At 40.2% G+C, this 20,830-nt stretch carries 22 protein-coding genes and 1 pseudogene; 9 read left to right on the top strand and 14 right to left on the bottom strand.

Annotated features, from left to right (window positions below; translation table 11 throughout):
* Window positions 1–18: 18 nt before the first annotated feature.
* The 3 genes from FRE64_RS02260 (at window position 19) to dcm (ending at window position 3,127) form a co-directional block, all read left to right on the top strand.
* A complete protein-coding gene (locus tag FRE64_RS02260; RefSeq protein WP_146294475.1) occupies window positions 19–954 on the top strand; it encodes a ribonuclease Z in 936 nt (311 codons plus the stop codon).
* A gap of 54 nt (window positions 955–1,008) precedes the next feature.
* Window positions 1,009–1,932 (top strand): ribokinase, encoded by a 924-nt coding sequence (gene rbsK, locus FRE64_RS02255; RefSeq protein ID WP_146294474.1) that lies wholly within the window; start codon window positions 1,009–1,011, stop codon window positions 1,930–1,932.
* Between the two features lie 166 nt (window positions 1,933–2,098).
* Entirely contained in the window at window positions 2,099–3,127 is a 1,029-nt protein-coding gene (gene dcm / locus FRE64_RS02250) for a DNA (cytosine-5-)-methyltransferase (RefSeq protein WP_146294473.1), read from the top strand.
* A 9-nt stretch (window positions 3,128–3,136) separates the two neighbouring features.
* On the opposite strand, the gene FRE64_RS02245 is transcribed toward dcm, so the two are convergent.
* The gene (locus FRE64_RS02245) at window positions 3,137–3,385 is read right to left on the bottom strand and encodes a hypothetical protein (RefSeq protein ID WP_146294472.1); all 249 of its coding nucleotides are present in this window, start codon (window positions 3,383–3,385) and stop codon (window positions 3,137–3,139) included.
* Between the two features lie 27 nt (window positions 3,386–3,412).
* A complete protein-coding gene (sufR, locus tag FRE64_RS02240; RefSeq protein ID WP_146294471.1) occupies window positions 3,413–4,090 on the bottom strand; it encodes an iron-sulfur cluster biosynthesis transcriptional regulator SufR in 678 nt (225 codons plus the stop codon).
* Between the two features lie 167 nt (window positions 4,091–4,257).
* On the opposite strand from sufR, the gene sufB reads away from it, so the two are divergent.
* From sufB to FRE64_RS02210, 6 genes are all read left to right on the top strand, one after another.
* On the top strand, window positions 4,258–5,694 hold the full coding sequence (sufB, locus tag FRE64_RS02235; RefSeq protein ID WP_146294470.1) for a Fe-S cluster assembly protein SufB: 1,437 nt from the start codon (window positions 4,258–4,260) through the stop codon (window positions 5,692–5,694).
* 75 nt (window positions 5,695–5,769) lie between these two features.
* Window positions 5,770–6,561, top strand: coding sequence for a Fe-S cluster assembly ATPase SufC (gene sufC, locus FRE64_RS02230; protein WP_146294469.1), 792 nt, complete (start codon window positions 5,770–5,772; stop codon window positions 6,559–6,561).
* Between the two features lie 8 nt (window positions 6,562–6,569).
* Window positions 6,570–7,910, top strand: coding sequence for a Fe-S cluster assembly protein SufD (gene sufD / locus FRE64_RS02225; protein WP_146294468.1), 1,341 nt, complete (start codon window positions 6,570–6,572; stop codon window positions 7,908–7,910).
* A gap of 12 nt (window positions 7,911–7,922) precedes the next feature.
* A complete protein-coding gene (locus FRE64_RS02220; protein ID WP_146294467.1) occupies window positions 7,923–9,185 on the top strand; it encodes a SufS family cysteine desulfurase in 1,263 nt (420 codons plus the stop codon).
* 68 nt (window positions 9,186–9,253) lie between these two features.
* Complete coding sequence (locus FRE64_RS02215) at window positions 9,254–9,874, top strand: class I SAM-dependent methyltransferase (RefSeq protein ID WP_146294466.1); 621 nt, start codon at window positions 9,254–9,256, stop codon at window positions 9,872–9,874.
* Between the two features lie 127 nt (window positions 9,875–10,001).
* A complete protein-coding gene (locus FRE64_RS02210) occupies window positions 10,002–10,685 on the top strand; it encodes a Uma2 family endonuclease (RefSeq protein WP_146294465.1) in 684 nt (227 codons plus the stop codon).
* Window positions 10,686–11,105: 420 nt separating this feature from the next.
* Here the strand turns inward: FRE64_RS02210 and modB are convergent, their stop codons facing one another.
* The 12 genes and pseudogenes from modB to nifE form a co-directional block, all read right to left on the bottom strand.
* Window positions 11,106–12,938, bottom strand: coding sequence for a molybdate ABC transporter permease subunit (gene modB / locus FRE64_RS02205; RefSeq protein ID WP_146294464.1), 1,833 nt, complete (start codon window positions 12,936–12,938; stop codon window positions 11,106–11,108).
* Entirely contained in the window at window positions 12,931–13,521 is a 591-nt protein-coding gene (locus FRE64_RS02200) for a class I SAM-dependent methyltransferase (protein ID WP_146294463.1), read from the bottom strand. Before FRE64_RS02200 ends, modB begins: the two co-directional genes overlap by 8 nt.
* Entirely contained in the window at window positions 13,514–14,329 is an 816-nt protein-coding gene (modA, locus tag FRE64_RS02195) for a molybdate ABC transporter substrate-binding protein (protein ID WP_146294462.1), read from the bottom strand. The genes FRE64_RS02200 and modA overlap by 8 nt, the downstream gene beginning before the upstream one ends.
* A gap of 4 nt (window positions 14,330–14,333) precedes the next feature.
* Complete coding sequence (locus FRE64_RS02190) at window positions 14,334–15,131, bottom strand: sulfite exporter TauE/SafE family protein (RefSeq protein ID WP_146294461.1); 798 nt, start codon at window positions 15,129–15,131, stop codon at window positions 14,334–14,336.
* Window positions 15,132–15,196: 65 nt separating this feature from the next.
* Window positions 15,197–15,511, bottom strand: coding sequence for a 2Fe-2S iron-sulfur cluster-binding protein (locus tag FRE64_RS02185; RefSeq protein ID WP_146294460.1), 315 nt, complete (start codon window positions 15,509–15,511; stop codon window positions 15,197–15,199).
* A gap of 23 nt (window positions 15,512–15,534) precedes the next feature.
* Window positions 15,535–15,909, bottom strand: a complete 375-nt coding sequence (locus FRE64_RS02180; protein ID WP_146294459.1) for a HesB/IscA family protein — start codon at window positions 15,907–15,909, stop codon at window positions 15,535–15,537.
* Between the two features lie 41 nt (window positions 15,910–15,950).
* A pseudogene (locus FRE64_RS02175) lies at window positions 15,951–16,773 on the bottom strand (HesA/MoeB/ThiF family protein).
* Window positions 16,770–17,096, bottom strand: a complete 327-nt coding sequence (gene nifW, locus FRE64_RS02170) for a nitrogenase-stabilizing/protective protein NifW (RefSeq protein WP_146294458.1) — start codon at window positions 17,094–17,096, stop codon at window positions 16,770–16,772. Before nifW ends, FRE64_RS02175 begins: the two are co-directional and overlap by 4 nt.
* Before the next feature lie 26 nt (window positions 17,097–17,122).
* Window positions 17,123–17,587, bottom strand: coding sequence for a NifX-associated nitrogen fixation protein (locus tag FRE64_RS02165; protein WP_146294457.1), 465 nt, complete (start codon window positions 17,585–17,587; stop codon window positions 17,123–17,125).
* On the bottom strand, window positions 17,571–18,008 hold the full coding sequence (nifX, locus tag FRE64_RS02160; RefSeq protein WP_146294456.1) for a nitrogen fixation protein NifX: 438 nt from the start codon (window positions 18,006–18,008) through the stop codon (window positions 17,571–17,573). Before nifX ends, FRE64_RS02165 begins: the two co-directional genes overlap by 17 nt.
* A gap of 20 nt (window positions 18,009–18,028) precedes the next feature.
* A complete protein-coding gene (gene nifN / locus FRE64_RS02155; RefSeq protein WP_146294455.1) occupies window positions 18,029–19,333 on the bottom strand; it encodes a nitrogenase iron-molybdenum cofactor biosynthesis protein NifN in 1,305 nt (434 codons plus the stop codon).
* 126 nt (window positions 19,334–19,459) lie between these two features.
* On the bottom strand, window positions 19,460–20,827 hold the full coding sequence (gene nifE, locus FRE64_RS02150; protein WP_146294454.1) for a nitrogenase iron-molybdenum cofactor biosynthesis protein NifE: 1,368 nt from the start codon (window positions 20,825–20,827) through the stop codon (window positions 19,460–19,462).
* Window positions 20,828–20,830 lie beyond the last annotated feature (3 nt).

The following is a 20,830-nucleotide window of genomic DNA, read 5'->3' as shown; positions in this document are numbered from 1 at the left end:
GTGATGGGTAATTGAAAAGTGGAAATTACATTTTTAGGAACAAGTTCAGGGGTACCAACGCGATCGCGCAATGTTTCTAGTGTCGCCCTCCGTCTTCCCCAAAAATCAGAAATTTGGCTATTTGACTGTGGAGAAGGGACACAACATCAGCTTTTACGGAGTGACCTCAAATCCTCCCAGATTCGCCGTATTTTTATCACTCACATGCACGGCGATCATATTTTTGGTTTAATGGGGTTACTTGCCAGCACTGGACTAGCAGGGGCAAAAGGACAAGTAGATATTTATGGTCCCCCTGAGTTAAAAGACTATCTCAATGCTTGCGTCCGCTATTCTCATACCCACTTTGCGAGTCGGGTTCAAGTGCATCCCGTGCAGCCAGGAGTTGTCTTTGAGAATGACCAATTTACTGTCACTTGTAATCCCCTCAAACATCGCATTCCCGCCTATGGTTACGCAGTCACCGAAAAAGATCGCCCCGGACGTTTTGATGTGGAAAAAGCCAAGGCGTTAGGGATTCCCCCTGGCCCCATTTATGGCGATTTGAAAAAAGGAGAAACCGTTACCTTGGAAGATGGTCGTCAAGTATCTGGAAAAGACCTGTGTGAACCTGATGAACCCGGTCGTAAATTCGTTTATTGCACCGATACTGTCTTTACAGAGAATGCGGTGGACTTAGCCGCAGATGCCGATGTTTTAATTCATGAGGCAACCTTTGCTCATCAAGATGCAGAAATGGCATTTGAACGCTTACATTCTACTTCCACTATGGCTGCTCAAGTGGCGTTGGCTGCACCCGTGAAACAGCTAATTATGACCCATTTCAGCCCTCGTTATGCCCCCGGTAATCCCATCCGCTTAAATAACTTATTAGAAGAAGCCCAAGCCATTTTTCCCAATACTTGTTTAGCCCATGATTTTATGGTCTATGAAATTCCTCGTCACCGTGATTGATTATCACACCATCATTTCTAATATTGCCTTGAATTGCAATAAATAACATAAAGAATGAGTGACCTTAATATTGTTGTACTTGGTAGCCTAAACATAGACTTAGTCACAAATAGTCCCCATTTACCCAATGCTGGAGAAACAATTACAGGGGATAGTTTTGCCATGAATCTTGGGGGAAAGGGGGCTAATCAAGCGATCGCGGTTTCTCGTTTAGGGCTTCCTTGTCAGATGGTGGGACGCATCGGCAATGATAGCTTTGGTAGCACCTTAGTGCAATCTCTCCAAAATCATCAAGTTGATACCACAGGAATTTTAATTGATGAGTCAGTACACACTGGGGTAGCAATGATTACCGTAGATCGTGCGGGAGAAAATCATATCATTGTAATCCCTGAAGCCAATGGAAATCTTGATAAAACTGATGTGCAACGACTACGCCCTTATTTAGAAGGCGCAAATTTTTTATTAATGCAGTTAGAAATTCCCCTTTTTGTGGTAGAAGCAGCATCCAAACTAGCTCAAACAATGGGGGTAAAAGTAATTCTTGATCCCGCACCTGCTCAAACTTTACCTTTGAGTCTTTATCAACAAATTGATATCATTACTCCCAATACTTCAGAAGCTGAAAAATTAGCTGGATTTCCCATTACTGATCAACAATCTGCCCAAAAAGCTACGCAATATTTTCAAGAAAAAGGTGTACCAACCCCCATCATTACTTTAGGAAGCCAGGGTGTTTATTGTGCCAGTGGCGAGGAGAGGCTTTTTATTCCCAGTTTTGAGGTTGACTCTGTTATTGATACGGTAGCGGCCGGAGATGCTTTTAATGGGGCATTAGCAGTTGCTTTATCCCAAGGAATGAAGCTAGAAAATGCGTTAACTTTTGCTTCTGCCGCCGGTGCTTTAACTGTTACTAAATCAGGAGCGCAATCAGCTTTACCCACTCAAGAAGCTGTCTTTAAGTTTCTCAGAAAGTGACTCAAAATTTAGTAAAAAATTATAATTAAGTTATTATGTTAAAAAATAGAACTTATAGTGATTCCAAATAAAAAACAGCAACCTAAAAGTAGTGGGAGCATCTTGCTCCCTAGTAGCAGCCAAGATGGCTGCACTACGGAACTGAATTGGAACGACTATAAATGAAATGACACAACTTAGCGTCGGTAGTTTATTTGCAGGAATTGGTGGCATTTGTATGGCTTTTAGCAATGAAGGCTATACAGTTAAGTGGGCAAACGAATTTGATGCTAAGGCTTGTGAAACTTATCGTTATAATTTCCCACATTCCCTTTATGAAGAAGATATCCGAGAAATTAAACATCCTGAAAAGCTAGGGTATGTTGATGTTATTACGTCAGGGTTTCCATGTCAAGCATTTTCTATTGCTGGTTATAGACAAGGCTTTTATGATCAAAAGGGACGTGGCAATTTATTTTTTGAAACCGCAAGATTCATAGATGCTATTAAACCTAAAGCATATCTTTTAGAAAACGTTAAAAACCTTGTCTCTCATGATCAAGGTAGAACTTTTAAGACCATTAAAAATATTTTAACTCAGGAATTAAATTATTCTTTTATTCCCTTTGTTCTTAATTCTAAAGATTATGGTAATGTCCCTCAAACTAGAGAACGAATTTATATTGTAGGGTTTAAAGATGAAGGTCATGTCGTCGCTGATCTAAATGAAGATATCAATGATAATCTTTTTTTAGATAAAGAGTCATATTCCGCTTATTTTGAAATTCCTAAGAAAATAGACTTAGTAAAGACAATTAAGGATATTATAACAACAAAGCCCGTTGATGAATCCTATTACTACTTGCCTAATCATAAATATTATTCAAAATTAAAGCAAGAAATGATTAGAGAGGACACTATTTATCAATGGCGAAGAGTTTACGTTAGAGAAAATAAAAATAACGTTTGCCCCACTCTCACCGCGAATATGGGAACTGGTGGACATAACGTCCCTTTAATTAAAGTTGGCGATAAAATCAGAAAAATTACTCCTGAAGAATGTCTAGCTTTTCAAGGTTTTAACCCTAATTTTAGTTTTCCTCCCAAACTTGCCAATTGTCATAGATATAAACAAGTAGGAAACTCAGTTACCGTTCCTGTAGTGCAGAGAATCGCTTTAAATATCAAACAGGCTTTATTGCAGTTTTCACTCTAACTAATAATATCACCACTTGAGAGTTGCTGCTTCAATGCCTTCTTCTCGCCTAATTTTGCCATCCTTTTCAAACCAAGCGATGATTTGTTCTGGAGTGAGTTCTTCAATCGCAACGCCTTCTTGTTCGGCGATGATAGTGAGTAATCTAAAAGAAGAAATGGTCAATCGTGTTAAAAACTTCTCAGGGGAAGAAAGTAATGCTTTATCCACTTCCTGTGATTCTTCTTTGGTTAAAAATTGAAAAGAACTATTATCCATGATTTTCCTCCTTAACTTGAACATTGATTATTCATTCTCTATTAATTGGATTAAATAGCCACAACGATGTTCTCCTTGATATAGCCAATGTGTTCTTTCTACTTTGCAGTCTGGAAGAATCGCCGCAAACATTTCTAATTCATGTCCACAGACGCTAGGATAGGATTCAGCGACACTCGCGATCGCGCAATTATTTTCAAATAACAAAAACTGAGGCGTTGATCCCTCTAAAGGCGAATACTCTGCCATATACCCTTCTGCTTGCCGCAATTCTGCCAGTTTCTCTACCCGTTCTTGTAATGTTCCCTCACCAATTCTTTGGCGATAATCATCCGCTTTCCGTTGCCATTGTTTTTCTAAAACTGCTTGGACTTGTTCTTCTCCTGCCGTTTCAGCGAGGGTATGAAGGAAAGAAACCGCAAACTCCCCATAATCATGCGGTAACTGATCTCGTCCCTGTTGAGTGAGATAATAGACGTATTGGGGTCGCCCCATCCCATTTTGTACCGCTTCGTGATACACTAAGCCATCTGTACCTAATTCTTTGAGATGACGACGGGTAGCTTGGGGGCTAATTTCCAGAACGTCTGCTAACTCCTGGGCCGTGGCTTCTCCCTGTTTTAGAATATGTCTGAGAATATCTTGCTTAGTCGAACCTTGTCCCGTCTTCGAGAGAGTTGCTGTTTTAGCAGTGTCCTGAACCATTACTTTTTCCTAAAGAATCTACAATTAGTTTGACAACATCTTAGTTGTTAATGTAGCCTAAAAATAGTTAAACAACAAATATGTTTCGTAAGTCGGTCGCTAGATTAGCGATCCAACAGAAATCATAAAAGACGGATAACTAGCTTAACTGAGGAAACACAAAGTCCATGACTGCCACTAAAACTTTAATCAACCAACCCTATAAATACGGTTTCGTAACTGATATCGAAACAGAAACCTTACCTCGGGGACTGAATGAAGATATTATCCGCATGATCTCAGCCAAGAAAAATGAACCTGAGTTCATGCTAGACTTTCGCCTCAAAGCCTACCGACAGTGGCTGAACATGAAAGAACCGAATTGGGCGCACGTTGGCTACCGTCCCATTGATTTTAATGATATTATCTACTACTCTGCACCAAAACAAAAGGAAGAGAAGAAAGAAAGTTTAGACGAAGTGGATCCTGCACTTCTAGAAACCTTTGAGAAACTCGGCATTCCTCTATCGGAACAAAAACGCCTCGGTAACGTTGCGGTAGATGCCATCTTTGACAGTGTTTCTGTTGCCACCACCTTTAAAGAAAAATTAGCTGAAGAAGGGGTTATTTTCTGTTCTATTTCAGAAGCCTTACAAGAGTATCCTGAATTAGTGAAAAAATACTTAGGCAGTGTGGTTCCCAGTGGAGATAACTTTTTTGCTGCCTTAAACTCTGCGGTCTTTAGTGATGGGTCATTTGTTTATGTTCCCAAAGGCGTACAATGCCCCATGGAACTTTCCACCTATTTCCGCATCAATACCGATGAAGCAGGACAATTTGAGCGCACCCTCATTGTCGCAGAAGAAGGGGCTTCTGTCAGCTACTTAGAAGGCTGTACCGCGCCCATGTACGATTCTAACCAACTTCACGCCGCGATCGTAGAATTAGTCGCCTTAGACGATGCCGATATTAAATATTCTACGGTTCAAAACTGGTTTGCTGGCGATGAAGAGGGCAAAGGCGGTATTTATAACTTTGTCACCAAGCGTGGACTCTGTAAAGGCAAAAATTCTAAAATCTCTTGGACACAAGTAGAAACTGGTTCTGCTGTTACTTGGAAATATCCCAGTTGCGTTTTAGCTGGTGACAACTCCGTTGGGGAATTTTACTCTATTGCTTTAACCAATAATTACCAGCAAGCTGATACAGGGACAAAAATGGTTCATATTGGGAAAAATACCAAGAGTACCATTATCTCTAAAGGAATTTCTGCTGGTCATTCTCAAAATAGCTATCGTGGCTTAGTAAAAATGGGACCAAAAGCCGATGGTGCAAGAAATTACTCCCAATGTGACTCGATGTTAGTAGGAGATGAAGCCGAAGCCAATACCTTCCCCTATATCCAAGTTGATAATAATCGCACCAAAGTGGAACATGAAGCCTCAACTGCCAAAATTGGGGAAGATCAGCTATTCTACTTTGCCCAACGGGGAATTTCGGAAGAAGATGCCGTTTCCATGATTGTCAGTGGTTTCTGTAAAGAAGTCTTTAATCAGTTACCTATGGAGTTTGCTGCAGAAGCGGATAAATTACTTGCTTTGAAATTAGAAAACTCTGTGGGTTAGTCATTAGTCATTGGTCATTAGTCATTGGTTTACAAAGGACAAACAACGAAGGACAAACAACAAACAACAAACTCTATGATCCAAGAAAATAGCAACGTTATTTTATCCATACGAAACTTACACGCCAAAGTTGAAGATACCCCCATTCTTAAAGGCGTAAATTTGGAGATTAAGGCGGGAGAAATTCATGCCATTATGGGGCGTAACGGTTCAGGAAAAAGTACCCTGTCTAAAGTATTAGCCGGTCATCCTGACTATGAAATCACCTCAGGTGAGATTATTTATCAAGGGGAAAATATCGCTGAACTTGAACCTGATCAACGCGCCTTAAAAGGGCTTTTTCTCGCCTTTCAATATCCCTTAGAAATTCCTGGGGTTAGTAACTTAGACTTTTTAAAGGTTGCTTATAATTCCCACTTGAAAGCCCAAGGAAAAGAAGAAATAGATGCCTTTGATTTTGAAGATTTAGTCGAAGAAAAGCTAGATATTGTCAAAATGGATCCTAGCTTTCTCCAAAGAAGTCTCAATGAAGGCTTCTCAGGTGGGGAGAAAAAACGCAATGAGATTTTACAGATGGCGTTACTTGAACCCACCTTGTCCATTTTAGATGAAACAGATTCAGGGTTAGATATTGATGCCCTGAAAATTGTGGCAAATGGGGTGAAGCAATTAGCAACGGCTGATAATGCAACTCTGATGATTACTCACTATCAGCGATTACTAAATTATGTCGAACCTGATTACATTCATGTGATGGGAGATGGGCAAATTATTACCAGTGGCGGTAAAGAGTTAGCCCATCAATTAGAAGAACATGGCTATGAATGGTTGTATGAACAGTATGCGCCACAGGAGGTTAACGCTTAAGTATGACAATGTCAGTTTCTTCTCAAGATCAAATGACTCAGCAAGATCAGTTTTTGACACAGCTTTTAAGTGAATGTCAAAAACGATCAGTCACGGAGGAGTCAACGTTTTCTCTCTGGCGACAAAAACGACAGCAAGAAGCTGCCACGACGGTTGCTAATTCGAGAATGCCTCACCGTAAAGATGAGGAATGGCGCTTTACTGATTTATCCCCTCTCTTAGAATATCAATATCAAAAGAGTCACTCCTTTGATATTAGTTCGCAAGCCGTAGATGCTTTTAATATTCCTGAGGCAACCACAAGATTAGTCTTTATTAATGGCTATTATTCCCCTACTCTCTCGCAAGTGGAAAACTTACCAGCAGGGGTAAAAGTTGGTAATTTAGCGGCGTTAGAAGCAAAAGAAAAATCGAAAGTTACTGATTATTTAACCCAACAGGAAGGGGGAGAAGAGTTATTTACCGCCTTAAATACGGCTGGCTTTGATGATGCTGCCGTGGTTTGGGTGGCTAAGAATACTGAGGTGGAAACGCCCATCCATTTATTATTTTTATCGGTGGGAGAAGAAAAACCCAGTCTCATTCAACCCCGTTGTTTAGTCATTGCTGAAACCAGTGCTAAAGTCAATTTCATTGAACAATATGCTAGCTTCTCGGCAACGGATGCAGCTTCCTATTTTAATAACCCTGTCACTGAAGTTTGGGTAGAAGCCAATGCAGAAGTGAATCATATTCGTCTGCAGCAAGAAGCCTTAAATAGCTTTCAGATTGCGAAAACGGCGGTAACTCAAGCTCAAGATAGCCGTTATGCTTGTTATCCTGTTAGTATGGGCGGACGGTTAGCACGACTAGATTTTGATGTGTTTCAAACGGGCACTCAAACCGATACTCGTCTCTATGGGTTAACCTTAGGCAATGGGGAACAGTTGTTAGATACTCATAGCGCGATCGCGTTTCGCCATCCTCACAGCAGTGCCGATCAACTTCAGAAAAATATTTTAGATGATAACGGTCGTGCCGTTTTCAATGGGAAAGTATTTGTTCCGCAAAAAGCCCAATTAACCGATGCTTCCCAACTCAATCGTAATCTTTTATTATCGGATAAAGCTCACGTTGACACCAAGCCCGAATTAAATATCACCGCCGATAATGTACAATGCGCTCACGGGGCAACCGTTAGCCAACTCGAAGCAGATGAATTATTTTATCTTCGCAGTCGGGGATTAGATAGCCAAGCTGCCTCTAATTTACTGATTAATGCTTTTGCTGCCGAAATTATTAAGGAAATTCCCTTTAAATCGGTGCGAGAGGGATTATATAGCAGTTTGCAAAATCGGTTTCTAGGTTAGGAAAGAAGTAAAATGACCATTGCTACCACTCAATCACTGGGAGAAAAAGTTCGCGCTGATTTTCCCATCCTCAATCAGGAAATTAATGGGAATCAACTGATTTATCTCGATAGTGCAGCCACGTCTCAAAAACCCTTATCAGTTATCAATGCTCTAGATAACTATTATCGCTATAATAATGCTAATGTTCACCGTGGAGCGCACCATTTAAGCACTAAGGCAACAGAAGGGTTTGAAGGGGCAAGAGATAAAGTTGCCCAGTTTATTAATGCCAACTCTCGTAATGAAATTGTCTTTACTCGTAACGCCACTGAAGCAGTGAATTTAGTGGCTTACAGTTGGGCTTTAAATAATCTGCGATCGGGGGATGAAATTCTAACCTCTGTCATGGAACATCACAGTAACTTAGTTCCTTGGCAAATGATCGCCCAGAAAACAGGGGCAACCCTCAAGCACGTGGGATTAAATGAAAATCAAGAATTAGATATTGAACAGTATAAACGTTTACTATCTGATAATACCAAATTAGTTGCTTTAGTTCATGTTTCTAATACCTTAGGCTGCATTAATCCAGTTGAGGAAATTACGAGGCTTGCCCATGAAAAAGGGGCAAAAGTGTTAATTGATGGCTGTCAAAGTGTCCCTCATTTACCTGTTGATGTGCAAGCAATTGATTGTGATTGGTTAGTAGCTAGCGGACATAAAATGTGCGCCCCCACGGGGATTGGCTTTTTATATGGCAAGGAAAATTTATTAGAAGAAATGTCGCCTTTCCTCGGCGGTGGCGAAATGATTGGAGAAGTATTTTTAGATCATTTCACTTGTGGAGAATTGCCCCATAAATTTGAAGCAGGAACTCCTGCGATTGGAGAAGCGATTGCTTTAGGGGCAGCGGTTGATTATTTAAGCAATATTGGCATGGCAAATATTCATGCCTATGAGGAAGAACTAACTGCTTATCTTTTTGATAAATTAAATCAGTTTCCTAACCTAAATATTTATGGACCCAAACCTGATGGAAAGGGGAAAGGAAGGGCAGCACTTGCATCTTTTAATGTGGAAAACTTACACCCTAATGATTTATCCCCACTCTTAGATTATGATGGGGTTGCGATTCGTTCTGGGCATCATTGTACCCAACCTTTACATCGAGAACTAGGCGTTTCAGGAAGTGCAAGGGCAAGTCTTTACTTCTATAATACAAAGGAAGAAATTGATGCTTTTGTTACAGCCCTAAAAAATACCATTGACTTCTTTATGGAAATGATGGAATAGGCAAATGCGGTTCATTTTGTTAGCGAGAACCCAATGTGCGCCAATCAATAACAAATGACTAATGACTAATGACCTCAAATAGTGAGCAAGAGATTCAACAAAAAATTCAACTCTTTAATATTTGGGCATTATTTTATGATGATTTAATTTCTTCCTTATTTTATAAAACCCTTCATCGACGATTATTGGATTATCTCACATTACCGAAAACACCTTGGGTATTAGATTTAGGCTGTGGAACAGGACGCTTATTAGACCGTTTAGCAAAAATTTATCCAGACCTTTTTGGCATCGGTTTAGATATCTCTTCAGAAATGTTACGCCAAGCGCGAAAGTCTCGTCGTCATGCACCCCGCTTAGTGTATATTAAAGGAAATGCCGCTACGTTACCAACAGCCGATAATCAATTCGATGCAGTTTTTAATACCATTAGCTTTCTTCATTATCCAGAACCCTTACAAGTCTTATCGGAAGTTTATCGCACCCTAAAACCTCAAGGAAAGTATTATTTAATTGATTGGGTTGGGATAGGAAATGATGGTTATCAAGAGATTCCCATCGGCGCTGGAAAAATTCGCCTTTACAGTTTTTCTAAGCGAGAAGAAATGGGAAAGCAAATTGGGTTTACTCAGATTAATCATTATTGGTTGTTAGCAGGGGTAGGGTTAACCATCTTTGAAAAGTTGTGAGAAACCTTAGCGGATGACTTAAGTTAGGGTTTATAGAAAAAGATGATATGATAAAAATCTGATCGCGCAAAATTATCGATACAGTAAACTGAAGATAAAGCGAATCAGGGGAGAGAGGAAAATAATCATGGTTAAAGCGCAATCATCCCAACAAGAGAGTCATTTTGTAACACCTCCTCTCGAAAGCGGCGATCATCTTACTCGTGATCAGTTTGAACGTCGTTACCATGCCATGCCACATCTAAAAAAAGCAGAACTCATTGAAGGAGTTGTTTACGTGCCCTCCCCTCTACGGTTTGAACCTCATGCTGAACCTCACGGTGATTTGATGACTTGGTTGGGAACTTACAAAGCAATGACACCAGGAACGAGATTAGGTGATAATCCCACCGTTCGCCTAGATTTAGACAATGAACCTCAGCCTGATGCTGTTTTACTCATTGAGGAAACTGCAGGGGGGCAATCTCGCCTTGATGAAGATGGTTATATTGAAGGCGCACCGGAATTAGTGGTGGAAGTGGCTGCCAGTAGTAGCGCCAATGATTTGTATGAAAAAAAGAAGGTTTACCGTCGCAACGGGGTTCGGGAATATCTCGTTTGGCAGGTATTGGATCAAAAATTAAATTGGTTTGTTCTCACCGATGGTGATTATCGTTCCCTTGAACCCGATCGCGCTGGAATTATTCGCAGTGAGGTGTTCCCTGGATTGTGGTTAGCAGTTGCATCCCTGCTAAATGGCGATATGGCAAGAGTTTTGGCAGTCTTAAAAGAAGGTTTGAACTCCTCGCAACATTCAGAATTTCTCAAGTAACTATCTGAGTAACACTATTTCTAGAAGTTGCTATTTAATACAGATTTTAATAACTTCTGCGCGATCGCGCCTTTATTAATTTACCAGTTTATAATTACTAGCCTTGAATTTAAGTCTTCTTTTTGACATTCGCATGAAACTTTGACAAATTATTAAAAATAGTTATATAGCAATCCTAAATCAGTTGTAAATTCCTGCATTTGATCCCCCCTTTAATTCCCCCCTTAATAAGGGGGGTTAGAGGGTAAGCCTTCGGCACGGCTTTCAGCCTACGTAAATTAAGCTAGTTTTTACAAATGAGATCATATTGCTATATCCGATTTTTATTACTATCAAGTTTCTGTTTTTTACTATTCACGAAAAATAGTATAACCCAAAAAGAAAATGTTGTGGAGTGATAGGGTGAAGGAGAAAAACTTATTAAGGAAACCGATTCAATAATATTATCCTAAGTGGCGGTAGTTGGACTTGCCAGGGAAAGGGAGAGGCTTTTAATTCTTGCCATTTCTCTTTAAAAATTTCTGCTTGCAAATGATAGTCTTCTGGATGTGTTGCTGGTTGGTTTAATTTTAGATACAAGGTGACACGGTGCTGGGTTTCACTCAGGGTTGCTACCCAACAGGGAATGGTATTAGTTTCTTCTGTTGCCGAAAAGTTGAGATGATGGGCGCGAATAGCAACATATTCTAAAGTATCAGGAATTGGTTCTAAGACTTCTAAACTACAATTCCAATCTAAGGCTTGAATTTTGGTAGGAGAGAGTTTAACAGCGCGAGAGAAGTTTTTACAACCTGTTAATTGTGCGGTTTGATAGTTGGGAGGATGTTCAAAAATATTTTGTTTAGAATCATTGGCAATGACTTTTCCTTGATCAATTACCAGTAAATGAGGGCAAACCCGATAGGCTTCTTCTAAATTATGAGTAATAAATAAGGTGACTCCTTGGTAAGAACTTAAGTTTTGTCTCAGCAATTTTTCTTGTTGATCTCGTAGATAAGTATCTAACGCCGAGAAGGGTTCATCGAGTAAGAGAATTTCTGGTTGATTAATTTTTGCCCGCGCTAGTGCCACTCTTTGTTGTTGCCCGCCAGAAAGTTCTTCAGGGTAGCGATTCCCCATTCCTTGTAGATTAACGGCAATTAATTCTTTTTCCACTACTTGTTTAATCTGTCGATTAGTTGTTCCTTTAGCTACGGCAAAGGCGATGTTCTCTGTTACTGTAAGATGGGGAAATAAAGCATAGTTTTGAAATAAGAAACCACAAGCGCGATCGCGCGGCGGTAGATTAATTCCTCTTTCGGAATCAAACAGGATTTTGCCATTTAATATAATTGTACCGCGATCAGGGGTTTCTAAGCCAGCAATACAACGTAAAATCGTACTTTTTCCAGCACCAGAAGCCCCTAATAATCCCATGGGAATTTGATTACTGGTAAAGGAAACATTTAAGTTTAAATCGGAGAGTTGTTTTTCAATGGCAACCACTAATTTTATTTCGGTTTCTGGTAAAGGAGAATGAAAACTTGGTTTTCGCTTTGAAGCAGCTGAATTAGACAATCTTGAAAAGAGAGGATTTAAGAAATTATGAGTGCGATAATCTTGATTATCTTTTGTCCAATAGTTAACAGCAGTAATTACGCCTAAAGAGATAACTAAAATAATTAAGACGAGGATAAAGGCGCGATCCATGTCTCCCCCTTCTGCTGCCAAAAAAATAGCAATAGGCATGGTTTGTGTTTCCCCTGGAACTGATCCAGCTACCATTAATGTTGCCCCAAATTCTCCTAAAGCGCGAGCAAAACTAAGTAAAGTTCCAGCAATTAATCCTGATTGGGCTAAAGGGAGAATAATTCGTAAAAAAATTGTCCATTCTGAAGCACCAAGCGTTCTAGCACAAGCAATTAAATTGCGATCAATTTGTTGAAATGCCCCAAAAGCTGTTTTATACATCAGGGGAAAAGCCACCACAGTCGAAGCAATCACTGTTGCATACCAAGAGAAAATAATTCTAATCCCGAAGTAATTTAGAAGTTGACCAAGAGGGCTATTTCTTCCTAGTAACAATAATAATAAAAAGCCCACTACAGTTGGCGGTAAGACTAAAGGGGCAGTTAAGATACTTTCTAAGAATCCTTTGAATCTTCCTTGGTATTTTAGCATCCACCATGCCATTAAAATACCTAAGATAAAGGTAATGACAGTTGCAACTAAAGCTGTATTTAGCGATATCCAAATTGGACTTAAATCATTCATTTTTCTGGGCTACAATATGAAAAATATGCCAGTCTCTTGCTTCACCTAAAGGCGTTTGACCACTGTGTTCTTCTTCTTCAAGTAATTCAATTTTGTAAGGCTTGAGTAAAGTCTCTACTTGAAAACGAGTTTGACAATGAATAAAAGGTTTGTCTCGCCAAGAATCGCGATCGCCGAATAAATGTCCACAAAATCTTCCTCCCTTTTTCAATGAGTTAAAAATAGTTTCCCAAACCCTTGGAAAAGCAACTGGAGAACAAAAGGGTAAAGTGAAGCTAGCATTAATCAAATCAACTGCTTGCGGAAATTTTAAGTCTTCAAAACTAGAAACTTGGGTAGTTAGTTGAGGATGATCCTCAAATTTGGCTTGTAGCCTTTGAATTGTCTCTGTTTCTTGATCAATAGCTAAAACTGTCCAATTTTGTGTTAATAATTCTTCTGTATCTCTCCCCGTTCCGCAACCCAAATCAATCGCAAAACCACTTTCTTCAAAACCAGCCAAAGCAGTTAAAATGGTTCGTCTGGGAGGGCGATTTTCAATGGCATTATAGTAGCTATTCCAATCTCGCTTTGTATTAGTCATTTGTTCTTTCGGTAACTGCTAACTGGTCACTCTTGACTGGGATAAATCCATATTCTTCAAAAACTGTTTGCGCTTGATTATTGGTTAAAAATTCAATAAATTCTTTGCTGAGTTCTATATTTTGGCTATCTTTTATAACAGCAATGGGACAAATAATAGGAGAATGACTCTCTTCTGGTGCTGTAGTAATGGTTTTAATATTATTAGCATTTTGGGCATCAGTTTGAAAAACCATCCCCACTTCCACATTACCTGTCGCCACATAATTCACAATTTGTCGAACATCTTTACCATAAACTGCTTTAGCATAAACTTCGTCAGCAATATTCAATGAGTCTAAAATTTCTTGCGTATATCTTCCTGCTGCAATAGTTTTGGCTTCTCCTAGCCCAACCAAATTAATACTTTCTTGCGTAATATCATTAAAATTGGTTAATTCTAAATTATTATCACTCGCCGTAACTAAAGCAATTTTATTCCGTAAAATATCCTGTCTAGTTTCTGAAAGAATTAACCCCTGTTCTTCTAAGCTATCCATTTTTTCGGCATCAGCAACTAGAAAAATATCAACAGGTGCGCCTTGTTCAATTTGTCGCTGTAAAGAACCAGAACCACCAAAGTTATACGTAATTTCTTTTTCAGGATATTCTGATTCATAAATAGGTTTAATAGTTTCCAGAACATCTTGGAAAGTAGCAGAGGCAGAAATTGTAATTTGATTGCTTGTTTGTGCTGGTTGACATCCTATGACTAAAGTAAATGATAAAATGCCCAAAAATAACATTAGAATTAGCTGATTTAGTTTCATTTTTTTAATGTTTTGCGAGCTTAAAAGCAGAAATTAAAAGAATAATTCCTAAAATCCAATAGAGGGCTGTGCTAGTGACATATTGTAAGAAGTAACTACCGATAAATGCTCCTAAAACTGAACCAATTGCAATGAGAATTAGAAAGTTATTCTCGGATTTAACCTCTTTCAATTTATCTTGCTGATTATACTTAAATAATCCCATTAAAATTGTGGGCATACTAATGGCAAGACTAAGATTTCCTGCTAATTGAATATCAATGGCAAAAATAAGGATAATCGTTGGAATAATGAGTTCTCCTCCTGCGACTCCCAGTAAGCCACTAAAAATGCCAATGACTATGCCAGCAATTAAAGCCGTGATAATCTGTAGTAAAGGAGGGAGTTGCCAGTCTCCAATATTAAAAATTAGGTCATGTCCGATTAAAATGAAACTAATCACGACTAAAAAAATGATAACTATTCGAGTTAATAGTTTTTCATTGATTCCAGTGGCATAATTGACACCTAAATAAGACCCGAGTAAAGAACCTGCCAGAATATTCAAAATAATAGGGAAGTGATTGGCAATATTAATCAATCCCTCAATTCCATTCCGAAATAGTAGGGAAAAAATAACCGTTACAAGGCTTACAATTAAATTGATAATAATCGCTTGGAGAGTGGAATAATGAAAAATTCTAATCAGAATCGGCAAACGAAATTCAGCGCCGCCTAAACCAATTAAACCTCCCATAATCCCTACAACTCCTCCCCAAAAAACGGGTAAGAATTGTTTAGCAGATAATCCTCGTTTCAGCATTGTTATTTTTTTTACGTAAAAGTTATATCGGGATCAACGGCTGTTAACCCCGATATTGATCAACCTTAAACTAAGTAAGCCTCTTGATGGGTTTTGATGGTACAATCCGATTTCGGATAGGCAACGCAGAGTAAAACGTAACCTTTGGCGATTTGATCTTCATCTAAGAAACTTTGATCTTCTTGATCTATTTCGCCTTCTACAATTTTGCCAACGCAACTGGAACAAGCGCCAGAACAACAAGAAGAGGGTAAGTCTAAATCTTGTTCTTCTGCTACGTCGAGAATATATTCGTCTTCAGGAACATCAATGGTGACATCTACTTCTGGAGGTTTCTTTCTTTTTTGCTTAAGTAAGCGAACTTTGTAAGTTGTTGTCATGATTAAATCTCCTTATTTGGGAACTAATAAGTCGTACAAGGAATAGCAGCGGGAGTATTTTCCGCAACAGCAAAGGATTTCCCACAGCTACAGGCTTCAGTGGCATTGGGGTTTTCAAAAATAAACCCACTTTCAGCGAGGCTGTCGATAAAGTCGATGACAACGCCGTCTAAAATCGGTGCGCTATCACGATCAAGATAGATTTTGATATCATGTTGTTCGTAAATGACATCATCCACATCAGGGTTGGGAACAATATTTAAAACATATTCAAACCCACTACAGCCTCCCTGATTGACGGCGACCCGAATACCTTTTTCAGAGGTTGGGGGTTTGCCGTCGGCATAAATAAAACCACGCAGTTTGGAAGCGGCTTTTTCTGTTAAGTAAACAGTCATCAGATTTCTCCTTATTGTTTTGGGTGGGTGGAGGTGTTACGTTAGATCCCCCCTTCGCCCCCCTTATTAAGGGGGGTTGGGGGGATCGTATAGTAGTGCCAATTGTTCAAAACGGGATGAGTTGCCCTTTCACCACAGGTAGGACAATGGGGATCTTTATATAAGTGGAGTTTTTTGAATTCTCCTTGGGCAAGATCCATATTCAGTAAGTACCCGAGTAAGGGCTTACCTAAGCCTGTGATCAGTTTGATTGCTTCTAAGGCACTTAAACAGGCGAGAGTGCCAGATACAGCGCCGAGAACGCCAAATCCTTGATGATCCCAGTGGGGTTTTTCAGGAAAGAGACAAGATAGACAAGGGGTTTGTTTAGGAATGATGGTGGTGACATAGGCTTCCATGTTGTTCATCGCGGCTTCAACCATGGGTTTATTCCACTGAACACAAGCCTCATTGAGTAAGTCTCTTTCCAAGAAGTTGTGGGCGCAATCGAGGACGATATCGGCATTTTGAACTAATCCATCGACATTTTCGGGGGTAATATATTGCGCGATCGCGCTCACCTCAACATCAGGATTAATCGCCTTTAGCGTTTGCTGGGCTTTTGTCACCCGTGATTGCCCTACCCAGTCATCGGTCATTAAAATTTGCCGATTCATGTCATCTAGGCGTAGGTTTCCCCCACGGACGAGGATTAGTTTACCGATACCAGCAACTGCCAAATATAAAGCCACTGTCCCTCCCAAGCCTCCCACCCCCGAAACGAGGGGCTGTGGTATTTTTCAAGGCGTTTTGCCCTGATTTTCCTAATCCTGGCAGCTGAATCTGTCGGCGATAACGTTCTAATTCTTTCGCAGTTAGCATCATTCTTTGGGGGTAAGATCATTAACAGAAACAAAGTTTTTCGGTTTATTTTGAAATACCTTAAAGAGTTTTGTTTCTAAAGGACTAGAGGTCAAAAATACTTCATAGGCTTCTGCTAAAGCCATACCATATTTCTCTAGTTTTTCTTCTTCGCTAACGTCTGGGAATGCTTCATCGACTTCCTTAATTAATAAAGAAAATTGCTTCAAAATGTGCAGACGATTGATATTAACAAATTGCTGATCATAGTCAATCTCGAAGAACTGTAAGTAATCTTCGGCGGTAGTCAGTTTTTGGAAATCAGCTAAAGTTTTGGTTGTGGTCATGATATTAAGTCTCCTAAGAATTGAAGTTAACTTCCGTTTGCTGCATCGGGAAATTGAGCAATTTTTTTCAAACCCGAAGCGACTAATTTTTCCCCTTGGTTGGCGAGTTTGCTAAGGGAAGAATAGCCAAAGGTTTGAGCATCTCTTAAACTGCGACATACCACCATTAAGTGTCCTGTCCAAATAATTGCCCAACCAAAGCCCTCATGGGAGAGATCAATGGCAACTTGACAAAGTTTTCCCGATTGTTTTTCAATTTGAGCCGCGATCGCGCGATAGAAGTAAAGAATCCTGAGTTGGGTTTGAGGATCAAGCCCTTGGTCTAAAGAAATTTGACGTTTCTTTTCTTTAGAAACAACGAAATTCGCTAAGACTAATTCATCCTTCCAACTGCGATAAACCCCGTAATTATCTTGAGCGCGAACTTGTAACACTAATTCTTGTAAAAAAGGGTTTTCTGCAACTAAATTATCATTAATAGTTTCTGTCATGGCTAGCTACCTCTTCTAATTTTTCATTAGTTTCCTCAACATTAAACTTGGTTAGTTTGGGTTTAATGACTTTCCGCAACCAAGGAGGGGGAGATTTTAATGTTTCCGTTAGCTGACTTAAAACGGTAACAATTTCCTTTTCTTGGTTTTCAGGTTTGAGAGGAGTGATCTTATTCTCAAGCAAACGGGACGCTGCGCCGCTGCCAATTGCTGAAACATAAACAATTGTACAATCAGCAACTGCTTTCATTTTCGGAATTAATTTATCTTCGTTCCCGTCTTCTGCGAGATCATCTCCAAAGTCAATGGTTCGGAGAAAATTATATCCTTCTGAGGAAACATCATAAATGTCAATTTTTTTCGCCCATCCAAAATGGGAATCGACGTGAATATTGTCGTGAGTCGCAAAGGCAACTTTCATAATTAAATCCTCCAATAAAATTAATGACTGTGTTCAATAAAAAGATTACTGAGGTCAAATAATAACTGCATTGTTCCGCGATAACTGGTTAAACAACGAGTTCCATTACCCAAGCGATCATAAATTGGGAATCCTAACCGATAGAGGGGAATATCCAGTTTATCGGCAATTAATTTGCCTTGAGAATTGGTAATAATTAAGTCAGAATTGGGGGCTAATTCTTCTAAATCTCCAAAGTCTCCAATGGTGACTGTATCTACAGGTAAATCATTTAATAATGGGGATTTACTCGTCGTAACAGCCGCTTGAATATTGACCCCCATTTCCTGTAATAACCAACTGGTTTGATAGAGTAAATCGGGTTCTAAGGCGAGGGAAATTTTCTTGCCACCAAGATAGAAATGACTATCTAAGATAGCATCTTGTAATTGCCGACGTTGATGTTGATATTTTTTCGGAACGGTATCAGGGTATTCGCTAATTTGACTGAGTAACCACAGGAATTGATCAACAGTTTTTAAGCCTGATAAACGGGGAAATACTTGATAGTTAGTCTCAAACTTTTGCTGCAACACTTCAGCAGCAGGACGCATACTTTCCCCAATGACAATGGTAAAGCGCGATCGCGCTAATTGCTGTAACTGTTGTAACGAAGTTCCCCCAGATGTTTTACTGTTATACTCACTATCATCAAGATGACCATCAAGAGACCCCGATAAGTCCGGAATTACCAGCGGTGTTAACCCAAAGGCTTCGATGATCTCTTTAATTTCTTGCACATCCCCTGGCCCCAACAATGACCCTGCTAAAACCGTAATGACTGGTTGCGAGGTTTCTTGGGGGGGCGCACCGTAATCGGTTTCAACAATGGATTTAACCGCAGTGGCATAACCCTCTTGTAAGCCTCCTTTATAATCAGGAGTAGAAGCCAAAATAATGGGCAGCGACTTCAGTTCAGGATGACGTTGACGGAATAATTTGAGGATATAGGGCATATCATCCCCACGAGTTTCCGTTAACCCTGTTGTTAGTAATCCCAACAGCTCAGGTTCTGCTTTTTCCACTAAGGTGAGAATTGCTTCTTCAATATTTTCTTCTCCTCCTAAAATTGTGGAAACCTCAGTCATCGCCGTTGTCGCAATGGGGATGGCTTCTCGAAAATGTCGGACTAACAACACTTTGGCAAACGCGGTGCAACCTTGTGAACCATGAAGAAGGGGAACTAAGCCTTTTAAGCCTAACAAGGCTAATGCTGCCCCTAAAGGCGGACTTTGTTTTAGGGGGTTAACAGAGAGAGATTTTTGTGGGCTGGTTATGGTTGTCATTTGCTGTTTGTCCTTTGTGGCTTGTTGTTTGTCCTTCATCTTTTGTCCTTCGTTGTTTGTCCTTCGTCCTTTGTCAACTAATGACTAATAACCAATGACTAATGACTAATAACCAATGACTAATGACTAATGACTAGTGACTAATGACCAAGGGGCAGGTTCTCGCACCTGTTCCCAAATCGGACTATGAAGAACGTGATCAAACTCTTTTGCCATTTCTATAAGTCCCCGATAACCGGCATAGGGATTATGGCGTTCTTGGTTGACATCCAGAAAGGGAATCCGAGCCTTGAGAGCGGTATATTGATTACGTCCACCAGCGACAAGCATATCCGCATTGGTGTTTTCAATAACTTTTAGAAGTTCTTTGGCATTGCCTTTAGAGAGCATAATGCCGTCTTCGCCAAGTAATTCCTTGATTTTGGCTTTATCTTCTTCGGTGCTTTTTTTGGTGCTGGTGGCAACCACTTTCATCCCCAAATCTTGGGCAGCAGAAATAATCGACCAGCTTTTTACACCGCCAGTATAAAGAACGATGCGTTTACCTTGTAGTCGTTTCCGATAGGGGGCAAGGGCCGTGTCCAGTTTTGCCGTTTCCGTCGCAATCAGCGTTTCCACTCGCGCTTTTAACTCTTCATCCCCTAATTTTTCGGCAATATGACGTAAACATCGGTTCATGTCAGCAACGCCATAGAAAGATTCCTCAATGTAGGGAATGCCATAAGTTTCCTCCATTTTGCGACCCAGATTAATCAGGGCTTTCGAGCAAATCATGACATTAAGTTTGGCGCGATGGGCATAACAGATTTCTCGGAAGGTGGCATCTCCTGTAATTTTGGAGAGAACGCGAATCCCCACTTTTTCTAAAAGGGGAAGCACCCCCCAAAGTTCCCCAGCAACGTTATATTCCCCAATGAGGTTAATGTCATAAGGGGTGGTATATTCTGGTTCTTGCGTACCTACAACATACTCAAATAGGGCTTCTCCTGCTAGGCGGTTCCCTAAATTTTTTGTTCCCGTAAAACCGGGGGCTTGAACGGGGATAGTTGGGGTTTGAAACTGCTCTGTTGCTGCGCGACAAACTGCCTCTAGATCATCACCAATAAGAGACGTGACACAGGTAGCGTAAACAAAGACTGCAGGTGGATGATAGCGGTTAATCACTTGCGCGATCGCGCTATATAACTTTTTCTCGCCCCCAAAAATAATGTCATTTTCCTTAACATCTGTGGTTAGTCCCAGTTGATAAGTGGTTGCCCCTGAAGAAAGACTACCGCGACTACCCCAAGAGTTGCCCGCACACGCCGTCGGGCCATGAACCAAATGAGCGGCATCAGTAATGGGAACTAGGGTAATCGAAGCCCCATCAAAGGCACAACCGCCTTGGGCTGCCCCTGGTTTGGCTTGTTGGCTACAAGCCTTATTATCGCCTTTTTTGTGATTATGGCCGCAACCGGGTTCGTGTAAGAGGTCTGCGACTTTTGGTTTAGTCATTGC

The sequence above is a fragment of the Euhalothece natronophila Z-M001 genome, from assembly GCF_007904085.1.
GTDB lineage: Bacteria > Cyanobacteriota > Cyanobacteriia > Cyanobacteriales > Rubidibacteraceae > Halothece > Halothece natronophila.
The sequence above is the reverse complement of the archived record's forward strand: the minus strand, read 5'-3'. Positions and strand labels throughout refer to the sequence as shown.